The following is a 14367-nucleotide window of genomic DNA, read 5'->3' as shown; positions in this document are numbered from 1 at the left end:
TAAGCTAAAGTAAGGCTTAAATCAGCCTTATTTTTACATATTAAAAAGCCTTGATAGCAAACACTATCAAGGCTTTGTTGTTTCTAGCGAGTCATTTGGCTTTATTAGCTAAACCTTACTGGCTTACTGCTTATAGACTTGACCGTCTTTCATCACAAAGGTCACGTTTTCCATTAAGCTGATATTGCTGAGCGGATCGCCATCAACGGCAATAATGTCAGCTAAAAACCCTGCTTTAATCTGCCCGAGGTTGTCTTGCTTGAGTAAAGCGGCGCTATTGATGGTCGCAGCTTGTAAGGCTTGGGCTGGGGTCATACCAAATGTCACCATACGTGAGAACTGCTTACCGTTATCACCATGGGGGTAAATTGCCGCATCTGAGCCAAATACCATGTTAGCACCAGCTTTTACCGCTGCTCTAAAGCTATCTCGCTGGGCTTGCGATACTAACTTTTCTTTATTGATGTTTGCTTCAGGTACACCATTAGCTGCGCCATAGGCGAGGGTGTATTCAGTGTTGTAGATATCACAAGAAAGGTAAGTACCAGCCTTTACAGCCATTTTTATTGCTTCTTTATCCATGAAACTACAATGCTCAATACTATCGACGCCCGCTCTGATTGATTCTTTAATGCCATTGGTACCATGGGCATGGGAGGCAACCACTAAGCCACGCATGTGGGCTTCATCAACGGCTGATTTTATTTCTTCATAGGTTAACTGCTGCACGCCGACTTTAGTGCCCTTAGAAAATACCCCGCCAGTGGCACACACTTTAATCGCATTAGCGCCATACTTGATATTTTCACGTACTTTAGCGCGCACAGCCCAAGGTCCATCAGCGACCCCTTGCGATTTTGATTTTTTTTCTGGGGATGAAAAGTTATCGTCGCAATGCCCGCCTGTAATACTAATCGGATGGCCAACAGCCCAAATTCTTGGCCCTGCAATTTCACCGGCATTAATGCCGTCGCGGGTGGCAATAACGGCGTAACCTGCAGCGCCTAAGTCCCGCACCGTGGTAAAGCCTGCCATTAAGGTTTTTTCGGCATTTTTAACCGCTTTAACGGTTTGGCGTGGAATAGAATAATTTTGCGAGGCTAAAAAATTATCCTCGGCATCACCGCTAAGGTGAACATGCATATCCATCATCCCAGGAAGTAAGGTTTTACCGCTTAAATCGATAAGCTTGTAATCATTATCTGTAGTGATTTTGGCTTGTTGGGTGACTTGGGTTATTTGATTGCCATTAATGACAATGGCCACGTCATTAATGGTTTTGCCTTTTACTACATCGACGTATGCATCAGCGATTAATAAGGTTTGTTGTGCCAGTGCGGGCAGGCTTAGCGTCAGCGATATTGCCGCTGCGAAACTGAATTTTGTTAGACCTTTTAATTGTTTATTTGGCTTTACCATCTGCGTGGTTTTCCTGTTTATTGTAGGTATAAGTAAGCGAGAAAACCATCATACGACAATTGTTAAGCTAGTGTTAATGCTTAAGGCGATTGAATTGTAATGACTAATGTAGAAAATTATTGCCACATCTATTGTTGATAGTTATTGCCACCCCCCGCTTTATATTGATGGCAAATATCTGCCTAATCCCGTGTGCAGTAGTTTTGTGCTGCCATACTTCTTGTATAGTTAATACTAGCTTTCGCATTCAAGGTAAGGTTTATATGGCCACTCTTTCTGACAATGACTTAATGGCTCAGCTAAAAGATCATTTATACGATCACTTAGAGGATCATTTAGCGGATCACTTTGAAAAAAGCGCAGTGGTGTTATCAGCGCAGGCAGTAAGAGACGCCGAGCAGTATTGGGCATCAAGCCATAACAATAGTACTTGGCCCTTAATGGTTAAGGCTGCTAGCAGTTTTGTGCAGCGCTTTGGCAGCGCTTTTAATACATCGCAAGCAATATTGGTGGTTGTGGGTCAGGGCAACAATGGTGGTGACGGTTATTACATTGCCAAATTATTACTGCAACAGGGTAAAAAGGTCGTGGTTTATGCGCCTTTTGGCGCGCCCAAAGCGGGCATCGATGCGCAGCAAGCCATGAATGAATTTTTAGCGGCTGGTGGTAGTGTTCATACCACTAAACCTAGCGCATCTTATCCGATCATTATTGATGCGCTATTTGGCAGTGGTTTAACCCGAACACTATCTGCTGCGGCGATAAAGGTTATTGATGACATTAATCAAACTGCAGAGCAGGTTTACGCGGTTGATGTGCCCAGCGGTTTAAATGCCGATAGCGGCCAGCCTGAGCCGATTTGCGTTAATGCCACTGCCACCCATAGCTTTATTGCTTATAAGCCGGGGCAACTCACTGCATATGGGCCAGCATCTTGTGGGGCACTGTCGTTAGACTCTTTAGGGCTTGAGCCTATTGCTGGTACAACAAAAGAGAATTGGCGCTACGATCCAAGGGTAAATATGCTGCCATCACGCAGGGGTAATACCCATAAAAGTCATCATGGTAATGTCAGCGTTATTGCAGGTCTTGGCAATATGGCTGGCGCTGGCATTATTGCTAGCCGCGCAGCCTTAAATGCTGGCGCTGGGCGGGTATTTTTACAGTGTGAGCCAAGCCATTTTGTCGCCTGCTTAAGCCAATCTCCTGAGATTATGTTTTCTGATAGTACCGAAAACACCTTAAAGCAAAACGCCGTGCTGGTGGTCGGCCCAGGTCTTGGCCGCGGCCAACAAGCGCAGCAAATCATGCAAACGCTATTAACCCTTCAACCCAACTCTGGCGTTGATAATAAACGCAGCCTCGGGGTGTTAGATGCGGATGCGCTGCGTTATTTGGCAAAGCATCAGCAAACGGTAACGCCTTGGGTGCTAACTCCCCATGAGGCAGAGGCCGCTGGCTTGTTGGGCATATCTGCCACTGAAGTTACAAACGATCGCGTTGCCGCTGCGCTGGCACTACATAAAAAATATCAAGCAGTCGTGGTATTAAAAGGGGCTGGCACACTAGTCGCCCATCAAGGTGGAGTCAATTTTTGCCATTCTGGCTCAGCAGCTATGGCCACACCGGGCATGGGCGATTGCTTAGCAGGTATTATTGCTGCACTTATCGCCCAAGGGCTATCGGCGGTTGATGCGGCTATTACAGGGGTGAACTGGCATGCCACACTAGGCCATCAACTTGGCCAAACTCAGCGAGTGGTACTGGCCAGTGATATTTGCCAGCAGCTGAAATTAGGCCGTCATTAACTCACAATAGCGTAGTGGTTTTAGTATTTATTTGCTGTAGCGCTGTGAACTTAGGCTGTCTAAACAAATTCTAATGCTGAATAAATATGCATTTGGATGCAAATAGAAGTGGTCGGATGAGTACCTAATTGGCCACCAATAATCTTAACATTCAAAGATCAATTATTTGACGCTAGTTGTCTGTGACTAAAGGCGCGAACCTAATACATTATAAATTGATGCTAAGACGATATTGTAAAACACTGGCTTAACTAAGCCATATAAGTGTTTGTGGGTGATTGGCGGCAGCTGTTGATTATTTCTACGCTCCCTATCGTCAATTATATGACAAGTCAAATATTTATTAAATTTGTTAACTCGTTTTAATCTTGAGTCTATATTGCTGTAAATAATAGTTTTTTTGACGTGCTGTCGTTTTATTGGCTCTGTTGTCTTATGGTTTTTTTTAATTATGATGTAGCGCGAACAGACCACTGTTGGTTATTTATATTCATCCATTATCGCCCTTGAGTCTGCAGTCTTCTTTTACGTCATAACTAGAGATATTTACATGAAAACCAATAAGTTTTTCGGTGCCGTCGCTGCTGTGTCAGCAATGTACATCTTAATACCTAATCAAAGTGCTCATGCCCATGGTTGGGCTGAATTTCCTGAAGCAAGACAATCAATTTGTTACGAGCAAGGTGGCTTGTGGAGTGGCACACCACCTAATGCGGCTTGTGCACAAGCCAAAGCGATTTCTGGTACTTATCCATTTATTCAGCGTAATGAATTTGCCATTAATATTCCTGCACCGACATACAATGATATGGAAGTGGTAAAAGCGGCTATCCCTGATGGCAGCTTATGTTATGCCAATGATGCGCAAAAAAGCGGTATGGGTGCTGAGCATTCACAGTGGACCCGCACTGAGTTACCAACAGGCACTTTTGAGTACGTGTTTAATGCAACCGCGCCTCACAACCCTTCATTCTGGCAGTTTTATTTAACCAAGCCTGGTGTTGATGTGTCTAAGCCACTTAAATGGGATGACTTAGAGTTAATCCAAGAGTACGGCAATGTTGCTGTGGATGCCGATAAAAAATACCGCATGGACATTGCGATCCCAGCCGATCGCTCAGGTGATGCGATTTTGTTTACTCGCTGGCAGCGAGATGACACCGTTGGTGAAGGATTCTATAACTGTAGTGACATTACCATTTCAGGTGATTCACCGGTTGAGCCTGTACCAAGCGAGCCATACTTAGAGCAAGGCGATGCCTTTATTCCTGCTGATATCAGCCTTAATACCCCTCAGCTTGGTGAGTCGGTTAATTATAAAGTCTTTAGTGACAATGGTGATATTCACTCTAGCTTTTCGTTAGAAATTACCGCAGACAATCAACTCGATTGGGATCGCTTATTAGCCTCACAAGTCAACGGTTATTACGAGACTCAATATAGCGGTAACGTGTTTATTGGCCGCTGGCATGCAGAAATGAATCACTATATGTATTTCAGAAATGAGCTACATAATAACTTCTTTAATGCCAGTAATGGACAGGCTTATGGAGAGTTCAGTATCACAGCAAACAATGAGTTTGTTGAAGCTGTGATTACGCCAACAGTGTTAAAAGAAATTACTAACGCTAGCGTTACCCATGGTGAGTACGTGGTATTAACGCCAGCAAGCAGCAAAGGCGATATTGAACAAATCTCTTGGGTGCAAGTGGCAGGTTTGCCGATTGAAACCGCTATTGGTCAAAATGATGAGCTAATTATCAACACTGTTTTGCTTGAGAATGTCGCCCAAGAAGTCAGTTTTGAGCTTACTGTTTCAGGTCAAGGCGAAGAAGATAAAACGGTTTATAGTTTTACTATTACCCCAACTGACGTAGAACCAGGACCAAGCCCTGAGCCATTGCCTGGAGAGCAATGGAGTGCATCTGCTGTTTATAATGGCGGTGAAAAGGTGATGCATAATAACCAAGAGTGGACTGCTCAGTGGTGGACTCAAGGTGAAGAGCCTGGTACTACAGGTGAGTGGGGCGTGTGGCGTTAATAGCCCTCATGCTTGTTTGCTAAGGTTTTAAACATAATCGCAGTAAACCCTAACGGCCAATCATTGATTGGCCGTTTTTTTATGCTATATCTAAAATATGATCTGGCCAAATGCGCTTTATAAATGTGTTGGTATTTTACTCTATAGAATGTCGTTTTAGTTAATTGAATTGGTGTGATGGTAGATAAAGGACTGCGGCCATTAACTAGAACTTACTACTGAAATTGGTATTTTGGTGGGGAGAACGCTTGTATTGTTTTTATATACAATCAGTTATATAACGATGGAATTATATAAAGATATTTTGCATGATTTAATTGTTATCTAGTTGCTGAATATGAAGGTATCGGGGATACCATATTTAATTAACTAAAAATAAAGGCCGTATTTAAGGGCCGTATTTAAGGATTAAATTTAACGGTCTCATGTTAGCGACCAGCGAAAAGGAATCCCATAACGATGAATTTAAATATTGTCAGCGCCGAACAGGCTGCGCAGCAAAAGTATGAATTAATAATTATTGGTTCTGGTTTTGGCTCTTCATTTTTTTACTTGAGGCGCTAAAAAAAATTAATGGTAATATTCTGGTGCTGGAATGGGGCGATTATCATTCGTGGAATTGGCAATTATCCCAAGGTAAAAATTCGGCTGCTGATCCTGCCGATACCTTTAAAAAAAATACAGCTGAAAAAGAATGGAATTGCACCATTGGTTTTGGTGGTGGAATGAATTGCTGGTTTGCCCAAACCCCTCGATTTCATCCTGCAGATTTTAAAACCGCCTCTTTGTATGGGGTCGGCAATGACTGGCCGATTTCCTATGACGATCTTGAGCCCTATTATTGTGATGTCGAAAGCATTATGTCGGTGTCAGGCGACCCTGATATGCAAAGCATGTTTCCTCGCTCAAAACCTTATCCCCAGCCGCCCCATAGACCCACTGCCATTGATCGCATCATGAAAAATGCCAATATGGACAGCCACTTTATCATGCCAACGGCCAGAGCAAGGGTGTCAACTGATACACGGGCGGCCTGCTGCTCTAATGCCAAATGTAATTTATGTCCCATTCAGGCCAAATTTACTGTGCATAATGGTTTTCAGCAGGTGTATTCAGACCCAAGAGTGCATACCTGTTTAAACTCTGAAGTAAGGCATATGCAGCACAGTGATAGCGCGGTTTCTAGCGTGGTTTTTATCAACAACAATCAAGAATATACCGTCAGCGCCGACAAGTTTGTTTTAGGCGCCAACGCCATACAAAGCCCTGCGATATTGCTACGATCGAAAATGGATTTTGGTGACACGGGCCTAGGGCTACACGAGCAAATTGGGATAAAAGTAGAGGTGTATTTAGACGGTTTAGAGAACTTTGATGGTAGCACTATTACCACAGGGCTCAATTATGCCTTGTATGATGGCGAGTTTAGAAAAGATCACGCTTCTTGTTTGATTTACTTTGAAAATCGTTGGCCTTATGGCTTTAGAAAAGAAGTGGGTCGCTGGCGAGAAACCCTGCCATTAGTCATTGTCGCTGAAGATCTCCCCCAAAAATCCAATAATGTCACTATTGATGCTACTACAGGGCAGGCGGTAGTGAGCTATACCGGAGAATCTGAGTACGCCCAAAAAGGTATTGAGCAGGCTTTAGCGCAATTACCTAAGGTACTTGATGCATTACCTGTGGAAGCGATTCATTTTCGTGGCTGGCGGCCGACTGAATCACATTTACAGGGCACCTTGAGAATGGGCAACATTGATGATGGCTCAGTGGTAGATGCAAACCTTATTCATCATCAATACCGAAACTTATTTGTGGTGGGCACATCAGTATTTCCAAGCTGTTCTTGTGCTAATCCTAGCTTAACGGCTGCAGCATTAGCAGTGCGCGCAGCGAGAATGGGGGTTTAATATGAGTGGTACTAGTCTTTCTCGGCGCTCGTTTCTTAAAGTTGCAGCGGTTGGCGCAGGGCTGGGTGGGGCGGTATGTTATGGAGTGCATACATTAAATACCCAAAATTTTATCGTTTCTAGCCTTGATCGTTTACTGGGTAAGCTAAATATTAGCGATGAAAACCTGCAATTGTTTTGTGATCATTTTACCGCTGAATATGGTGAGATGAAGCTGCGTGCCATTATTATATTAGATCAATCTTCAATGTTTGATTTGGTTGTTAAAAAGCGTGCTATTTGGATTGATAAGTATGAGCGAAAATTAGTCACTGATTTTATGATGTCGACCAATTATTTCCAAGTCAGTAACCCTGCCACAGAGGCGCTGCAATACTACGGCGCTAATCGGCCTTGTTATAATCCCTTTGCCCGCTTTGACGTCGGTTGATTGCTGTTGATAAAACCATAATACCCTGTCAGTTATGCCTTTCATAAAATAGTGGCCTTTGACTTTAACAAGTGAAACTTGTTAAGCCAAAGGTCATAATCTTGCAAAATCTCCATTAAAGTTTTCCCTCAATAAGTCGATGTCTATATACAGGTCTAATCGTGTACTACACGAATATTAGAGGCCAATGTTATTGAGTCATGTTATTAAGTACTTTAATGCTCAATAAAGGCTGTTTAAGAGTAATAACCACTCGCCAAACCCCATACTGACAACTGAAATAACTTGATATTCAGGTCATTAATCACGGTGAATTTAAGCTAATTCCTCCGATTTATATTTTAAAGTAGGCTTAATCTTTAAAGGTAGTTATATGAGTATTGATGTCTCAATTAAGAGAATGCTTCAAATTACAATTTCGTTATCATTATTGGCTTTAATCGTTTTAGTTTGGGTGAGCAATGCCCAGCAATCTTCTATTTATGAAAGTGTGTTAAATGAAGAAAAACAGGTTAATACTATTTTTGCTTTAAAAGATACTCGCTATGATGTTGTACAAATTCAGCAGTTTTTAACCGATGTTGGCGCAACAAAAAGTGATGAAGCCAAAGCCGAAGCGTTAGCAAGTTTGCATGCCGCTCAAGCAAATATGGATAAACTTATCAGTTCGGCACCGGAATATACTGCAAGAGCTCAATCGATTAAACGTCAAATTAATCAATTGCATGAATCTGGTGTGAATATGGCAGATGCTTACCTAACTCAGGGGACCGATGCTGGTAATTTACTGATGAAAGGTGCTGGTGGCTTTGACCAAGCATCGTCAGAGTTAGCTGATAATTTAGATGAATTAGCCCAAGAGTTAGATGGTAAATTTACTGTTGCGGTACAAGAAACCCTAAATTCCACCATGCAAGCTGCCAGTGTGCAATTGTGGGGCAGTATTGGCATTGGTGTGTTTATTATCATTATTTTGTCAGCCCTTTACCGCAATATTTTCACTCCGCTTAACGCTTTAGATAATTCCATGAGTAATGTGGCTTCAGGCTCTAAAGATCTTACCGTGGCGCTAGATGACAGTGGTAATAGCGAAATTAATCAGGTCGCTGGCAACTTTAATGTATTTGTAGGTAATATTCGTGAGTTAATTATTGATTTTAATGGTAATACTCAGCAGTTAGGTACGGCAAGTGTGCAGCTTAAATCGGCCAGTAACGAAACCTTAGCGGGCATGCAGCGCTTACAAGGTGAAACCGAACAAGTTGCTACAGCGATGAATCAAATGCAAGCAACCGTGGTGGAAGTAGCTAATAATGCCGAACTAGCGGCGCAAGCAGCTAAAGATTCTGATACCCAAGCGGTCCATGGTGACATGATAGTTCAGCAAACGATCGCTTCGATCGATAACCTCTCTGGCGGGGTTGAACAAGCTGCCAATGCGTTACAAAAATTACAAAACGATGCCGATAATATAGGTAGCATTTTAGATGTGATCCGCAGTATTTCAGAGCAAACTAACTTACTGGCACTCAATGCCGCCATCGAAGCTGCCCGCGCGGGCGAGCACGGGCGTGGCTTTGCGGTAGTGGCAGACGAGGTCAGAACCTTGTCTAAACGAACTCAAGATTCAACTAATCAAATTCAGCAAATGATTGGACAATTACAAACGGGTGTTAAAGATGCGGTATCGGTAATGGACTCAAGCCGTGAGCAAGCCGATAAAAGCACCGTTCAGGCAGCACAAGCGGGTGAGGCCTTAGCTAAAATTACCGAATCGGTGGCGATGATTTCTAATATGGCCACCCAAATCGCCACAGCAGCAGAAGAGCAAACCGCGGTCAGTGATGAAATTAATCGTAATATTGTCAATATTAGTGATGAAGCCAGATTAACGGCCAGCAATGCCGACCAATCACATAGTGCCAGTGTGCAGGTTAATCATTTGTCACAGCAATTAAGAGAACAAATTGGTCAATTCAAGACAAGTTAGTGAATTATTTTTAAACAAGCTAGAGTCAATGTGACAGTTTTGCCACTAAAATATCCGCTATTTAGAGGCTAATGCTGTGTTATAGCATTGTGCTAAAAGCACTGTGGTGGAGACCTAAGGGAGATAGACCCATTCCCTTAGGTTTTTTCATCAATACCAAGCGATGTAAGTTATCATTATCCCAATAAGCTGATGTATCATTCTGCGCTATATCCAGCTCGCCAGTTGCTCTTTAGTGGGCTTACTGCCTTTATGAACCACTTTTTCATCCACCACCACAGCAGGTGTGCTCATTACACCATAAGCCATAATTTGCGCCATGTCGGTGACTTTTTCTATTGTGACAGTAACGGCTTTTTCATCGGCAACTGCTTGGGCAAGTTCTGCTGTTTCAAGACACTTTTTACAGCCGGAGCCTAATATTTTAATGGTTCTCATGATAAATCCTTATTTATTGAGCTGTTAAATCACCGATGTTTTTTACATCAGTAAAATCATAAAAATGGCGTAAAGGCATTAAACAGCCAACCGACTAGGGTAAACGCCACCAATAGCAGGCAGAATAATATTGCCAGTAAGCGCCACTGCATAACCTGTTTTAGTAAGATAAATTCTGGGAAGCTGGCAGCAACGGTGCTCATGCAAAATGCCAGTGTGGTGCCTATGGGTAGGCCATTAACAATTAAGCTTTCCATCACAGGAATTACCCCGGTGGCGTTTGAATACAGCGGGATCCCCAGTAGTACTGCAGCAGGTACTGACCACCATTGGCCATCGCCTAAATGGGCCTCAATCCAACCATCGGGTACAAAGCCGTGCAGCGCTGCCCCAAGGCCGACACCAATAATGACCCATTTCCATACTCGGCCAAAAATATCGAACATCTCAGTTTTGGCAAATTGATGCCGCTGTGACATTGATAGCGCTTGGGTTTGAATATCGTCAGGGTTATTAGCAGTGCTATGTTGTTGACCGCGTTTGAGGGCTTCAGCGGCAAAAGATTGTAGCCAGCGCTCAGCTTTTATTGCATCGAGAAAAAAGCCGCCTAACATGCCGACACTCATGCCAACCACGACATATAAAATGGTGAATTTTATCCCCAGTAGGCTCATGAGTAGCAAGATGGCTACTTCGTTGATTAGCGGTGAGGTGATCAAAAAGCTCATGGTGATCCCAAGGGGGATCCCGGCTGAGGTAAAGCCAAGAAATACCGGAATACTGGAGCAAGAACAAAATGGTGTTACCACCCCAAATCCAGAGCCCATCAAGTAACCTAAGCCCTTGGGTTTACCAGCTAAATAGTCTCTGACTCGTTCAACATTTAATGAGGCTCGCATTAAGGCTATGAGGTAGATCATCACCAGCAGTAGGGCAAAAATCTTAGTTACGTCTTCAACAAAAAAATGCAGTGCATCCCCAAGCTTTGTCTGCGCTGACAAGCCCAATAAATCGTAAATTAGCCATGATGCAAAATCAGTGAAAATTTGAAACATAGGTTAATGCTCAAAAAAACGTCTTATAGCCAAGATAGCGGATTTTTAGCAATGAAAATAAGCGCTAGCTCTCGCTTTTGCATAAAGGGCTGGAGCGTAAAGGTTTGTCACAATATCGGTTAAATAAAGCTAAAACACCACTTAAGCTTGGTGCTTACAGAAGTTATAACTGAAGGGGTTTGAAACTGAAAACCAGCCTCGCATTTGGGGTAAACCTTAATGCGAGGCTGTGGTCTAGATATTGTGAAGTGGGATTAAGTTAATGATTAAATTGTACTTAATTTTTTCTACTTCATGATAATTTCTCTTAATCGGTATTCTCCGGTTAAGGTTCTTACATTGGGATAAGTTTTAGTGATTTTACGGCTATTGTCTTGATTGGCTTGGCCCCAACTTTTCATGAAGTTTTTATACTTTTCCTGATTGGGTTCTAAATCGGCACTATTTTCAAACATCACCATTAGCACCATATTGAATTCGCCACTTTGTGGTAATTCACTGGCAAAAATTTTCCAATCTTTAATATAACCCAGCTCTTTTTGTAACCGTACCGCTTTAACCCAACTTTCTCTTAAGCCTTCTAGGTAAACGTCTTCCATGTTGGGATCGATCCTCACCGTGGTCATTGAAGTCACTTCTTTTCCAATGTCATAGTCTTTATAAATCTCAAGCTCAGCCTGAGAAGAAACGGCAAAGAGTAAGCTGCATAATCCGATTATTAATACGATATATTTCATCTTAATCTCTCTTAGGTTGTTAAAAAATTAACACCGAGAAGTATAGTGACGAATGGGTTAATAGCGAGTGGCTAAGGCTTAATGAAGACTTTCTATTTACGCTTAGCAGCTTTTAATAGCGCTAAAAAGAGAGGGAGAGGATGGGTTTAAATCTGAGTGGAACAAGCGGTGAAGGGAATGATTGTTTTATCGCATCGTTCCCTTCGCTGGGTCTGGTTTGGTACGAATTAGTCGTGATGGGCTTTTAGCTGTTGGAATAGCACATCTTTTAAATTAGCCCGCTGCACTTTAAGTTGGTGCATGTGTTCGTCATCGGTTGGGCTGCCATCAATTTCTAACTGACGGATTTCATAATCCAGTAGATGGTATTGCTTTGATTGCTTTTGAAATGCTTCATCTTTATGTGTTAAATCAACAATGTCTTGCTTAAATTCTGGAAAGTCGAAAATTAGTGCGTGATTCTCATTTAACATAGATAACCCCTAAATGGTGAACAGAAATTCAGTATTTTGGAACTGAGTTCACTATAGCATTATGTTGTTTAAAAATGGGGAGCTAGTTAACAAATATTAATGACTTTTTTTCTAAAAATAGAATTGATTTGAGTGAGTTAGGATGGGTTATTTATTATCTTAACCCACCCATTCAGTTACTCATATTTCTAGCCGTTAGCTTGCACATGTTTAAGGGCGGCTTGTAAGGCTTCATAGCGGAACAAAAAGGTGTTTTCAGTTGGCAGCGAATCAATCACATGAAACTTCTGCAGCTGATCTTTGGTTTGCAGGTTAGGGCACAATAAAAATACTTCACAATGGGCATCTTGGGCATCTTTAATGGCATTTTCTAGCGCTAGCCCAACAGTCACATCGATCATCGGCACGTCAGTAAGATCGAGGATCATCGCTTCATAATCACTCACACTGGTATGTTGGCGAGAGATCGCTTTTGATACGCTGAATATCATTGGCCCTGACAGATAGAAAAACAGCACTTTACCATTGGCTTGATCCAGCAGGCCGCGTTCGCTTTGAGTCAGCGGCACATCGTTTTGATCGGCATCACTAATGGCTTTTACTTGCCTTGCTTGCTGCTGGCTTAATTGTTCAATGATAATAATGTTAGAAATAAATACCCCAAGGCCAACGGCAACAATCAAATCGACAAATACGGTTAAGATCATCACCCCGTACATAATAGCCATGCCTTGCATACTGACTTTGTGAGCCCGTTGAATGAAGCTCCAATCAAGAATATTAAAGCCCACATAAACCGCAATACCAGCTAAAACGGCCATAGGTATTGGCTCTGTTAAGCCGCCAGCCACAAGTACCACTAATGCCAGCATTAGCGCGCGAACCATACCAGAAACAGGCGAGCGGGCGCCTACCTGAATATTGGTCACTGTACCCATAGTAGCACCTGCGCCAGGCAGGGCGCCGAATAAACCTGAAATCATATTAGCCAAGCCCTGACCCCGTAACTCTTTGTCTGAGTCGTGCTCTTTACGGGTCAATGAGTCTCCGATAACGGCGGTGAGTAACGTATCGATACAGCCTAAGGTGCCTAACACCAAGGCATCAATCACCATGGTAATAAAAATATCCGCATTTATGTGCGGTATCACTAAAGAAGGTAACCCAGCAGGAATAACCCCAATACGGCGAATGCTGTCACTATCAAATAAAATCACTGACAGTAACGTGATGGCGACTAAGGCAACCAGTTGCGCAGGGACGTATTTACGATAGCGCTGAGGAAACAAAAATAATGTCGCTAAAGTCAGTAAGCCTAAAAATAGTTCAGCAAACTTAATATTGCTTAAGGTGTCTGGGAGGGCTGATAAGGTGCCTAACACACCACCTGCAGGAGCGGCATGACCTAACAATGGTGACAGCTGTAAGATGATTAAAATCACCCCAATGCCTGACATAAAGCCTGAAATGACACTGTATGGCATTAAGGTGACGTATTTACCTAGCTTGAGCATGCCGAGTAAAAATTGAAAACCGCCTGCCATCATCACCACGGTAAAGGATATTGCCATTCCTGATTCAGGGTATTTGGCCACCATGCTGGTTAAAATGGCGGTCATAATCACTGTCATAGGGCCGGTCGGTTCAGATATTAAGCTTGATGAGCCGCCAAATAAGGAGGCAAAAAAGCCCACTAGTATCGCGCCCCATAATCCGGCTTCGGCGCCAGCGCCAGAGGCAACACCAAAGGCCAGTGCCAAGGGTAGGGAAATGATGGCTGTGGTGACGCCACCAAACAAATCGCCTTTAAGATTGACGTCTTTGAACCGTTCCTTAAACAAAATGCTAACCTCTTAGACCATAATTGGCGCAACTTTATCAAAAAATTAACTATTTTGTATAGATAAGAGGCGGTTGTTTATATCGATAAGCAACTGAATAGCGCAGCTGTAGAGGCAAATGTTTAACTATTTTGTATAGATAAGAGGTCGGTTGTTTATATCGATAAGCAACTGAATAGCGCAGCTGTAGAGGCAAATGTTTAACTATTTTGTATAGATAAGAGG

Annotated in this window: 11 protein-coding genes; 5 read left to right on the top strand and 6 right to left on the bottom strand. The window is 42.8% G+C overall.

Annotation, left to right across the window (positions count from 1 at the left end):
* Nucleotides 1-123 precede the first annotated feature (123 nt).
* On the bottom strand, nucleotides 124-1419 hold the full coding sequence (locus tag Q4557_RS07360) for an amidohydrolase family protein (RefSeq protein WP_303411795.1): 1296 nt from the start codon (nucleotides 1417-1419) through the stop codon (nucleotides 124-126).
* Nucleotides 1420-1682: 263 nt separating this feature from the next.
* Here Q4557_RS07360 and Q4557_RS07355 point away from each other — a divergent pair, with 263 nt between their 5' ends.
* The 5 genes from Q4557_RS07355 to Q4557_RS07335 all read left to right on the top strand — a co-directional run bounded on the left by Q4557_RS07355 (nucleotide 1683) and on the right by Q4557_RS07335 (nucleotide 9598).
* Nucleotides 1683-3227, top strand: a complete 1545-nt coding sequence (locus Q4557_RS07355) for an NAD(P)H-hydrate dehydratase (RefSeq protein WP_303411792.1) — start codon at nucleotides 1683-1685, stop codon at nucleotides 3225-3227.
* Between the two features lie 550 nt (nucleotides 3228-3777).
* Nucleotides 3778-5268 carry a lytic polysaccharide monooxygenase gene (locus Q4557_RS07350; protein ID WP_303411790.1) on the top strand — a complete coding sequence of 497 codons (1491 nt, stop codon included), beginning with the start codon at nucleotides 3778-3780 and terminating at the stop codon, nucleotides 5266-5268.
* A 587-nt stretch (nucleotides 5269-5855) separates the two neighbouring features.
* Entirely contained in the window at nucleotides 5856-7178 is a 1323-nt protein-coding gene (locus Q4557_RS07345) for a GMC oxidoreductase (RefSeq protein ID WP_303411788.1), read from the top strand.
* Nucleotide 7179: 1 nt separating this feature from the next.
* Nucleotides 7180-7608 carry a twin-arginine translocation signal domain-containing protein gene (locus Q4557_RS07340; protein WP_303411786.1) on the top strand — a complete coding sequence of 143 codons (429 nt, stop codon included), beginning with the start codon at nucleotides 7180-7182 and terminating at the stop codon, nucleotides 7606-7608.
* A gap of 373 nt (nucleotides 7609-7981) precedes the next feature.
* Nucleotides 7982-9598, top strand: a complete 1617-nt coding sequence (locus Q4557_RS07335; protein ID WP_198590842.1) for a methyl-accepting chemotaxis protein — start codon at nucleotides 7982-7984, stop codon at nucleotides 9596-9598.
* A 207-nt stretch (nucleotides 9599-9805) separates the two neighbouring features.
* Here Q4557_RS07335 and Q4557_RS07330 read toward each other — a convergent pair whose 3' ends face one another.
* From Q4557_RS07330 to Q4557_RS07310, 5 genes are all read right to left on the bottom strand, one after another.
* Nucleotides 9806-10036 carry a thioredoxin family protein gene (locus Q4557_RS07330; protein ID WP_102475495.1) on the bottom strand — a complete coding sequence of 77 codons (231 nt, stop codon included), beginning with the start codon at nucleotides 10034-10036 and terminating at the stop codon, nucleotides 9806-9808.
* A gap of 56 nt (nucleotides 10037-10092) precedes the next feature.
* Nucleotides 10093-11091: a permease gene (locus tag Q4557_RS07325; protein ID WP_303411779.1), complete on the bottom strand. Its 999-nt coding sequence runs from the start codon at nucleotides 11089-11091 to the stop codon at nucleotides 10093-10095.
* 287 nt (nucleotides 11092-11378) lie between these two features.
* On the bottom strand, nucleotides 11379-11828 hold the full coding sequence (locus tag Q4557_RS07320; protein ID WP_198589337.1) for a hypothetical protein: 450 nt from the start codon (nucleotides 11826-11828) through the stop codon (nucleotides 11379-11381).
* 227 nt (nucleotides 11829-12055) lie between these two features.
* Nucleotides 12056-12301, bottom strand: coding sequence for a YdcH family protein (locus tag Q4557_RS07315; RefSeq protein ID WP_303411776.1), 246 nt, complete (start codon nucleotides 12299-12301; stop codon nucleotides 12056-12058).
* 188 nt (nucleotides 12302-12489) lie between these two features.
* Nucleotides 12490-14145 carry a SulP family inorganic anion transporter gene (locus Q4557_RS07310; RefSeq protein ID WP_198589947.1) on the bottom strand — a complete coding sequence of 552 codons (1656 nt, stop codon included), beginning with the start codon at nucleotides 14143-14145 and terminating at the stop codon, nucleotides 12490-12492.
* Nucleotides 14146-14367 lie beyond the last annotated feature (222 nt).

It is taken from the genome of Shewanella sp. 5_MG-2023, assembly GCF_030547465.1.
In the GTDB taxonomy this organism is placed as follows: Bacteria; Pseudomonadota; Gammaproteobacteria; order Enterobacterales; family Shewanellaceae; genus Shewanella.
The sequence above is the reverse complement of the archived record's forward strand: the minus strand, read 5'-3'. Positions and strand labels throughout refer to the sequence as shown.

Bases quoted from the DNA above. Each gene is read 5' to 3' on its own strand.
- Q4557_RS07360 (WP_303411795.1), bottom strand. From the start codon at position 1,419: ATGGTAAAGCCAAATAAACAATTAAAAGGTCTAACAAAATTCAGTTTC.
- Q4557_RS07355 (WP_303411792.1), top strand. From the start codon at position 1,683: ATGGCCACTCTTTCTGACAATGACTTAATGGCTCAGCTAAAAGATCAT.
- Q4557_RS07350 (WP_303411790.1), top strand. From the start codon at position 3,778: ATGAAAACCAATAAGTTTTTCGGTGCCGTCGCTGCTGTGTCAGCAATG.
- Q4557_RS07340 (WP_303411786.1), top strand. From the start codon at position 7,180: ATGAGTGGTACTAGTCTTTCTCGGCGCTCGTTTCTTAAAGTTGCAGCG.
- Q4557_RS07335 (WP_198590842.1), top strand. From the start codon at position 7,982: ATGAGTATTGATGTCTCAATTAAGAGAATGCTTCAAATTACAATTTCG.
- Q4557_RS07330 (WP_102475495.1), bottom strand. From the start codon at position 10,036: ATGAGAACCATTAAAATATTAGGCTCCGGCTGTAAAAAGTGTCTTGAA.
- Q4557_RS07325 (WP_303411779.1), bottom strand. From the start codon at position 11,091: ATGTTTCAAATTTTCACTGATTTTGCATCATGGCTAATTTACGATTTA.
- Q4557_RS07320 (WP_198589337.1), bottom strand. From the start codon at position 11,828: ATGAAATATATCGTATTAATAATCGGATTATGCAGCTTACTCTTTGCC.
- Q4557_RS07315 (WP_303411776.1), bottom strand. From the start codon at position 12,301: ATGTTAAATGAGAATCACGCACTAATTTTCGACTTTCCAGAATTTAAG.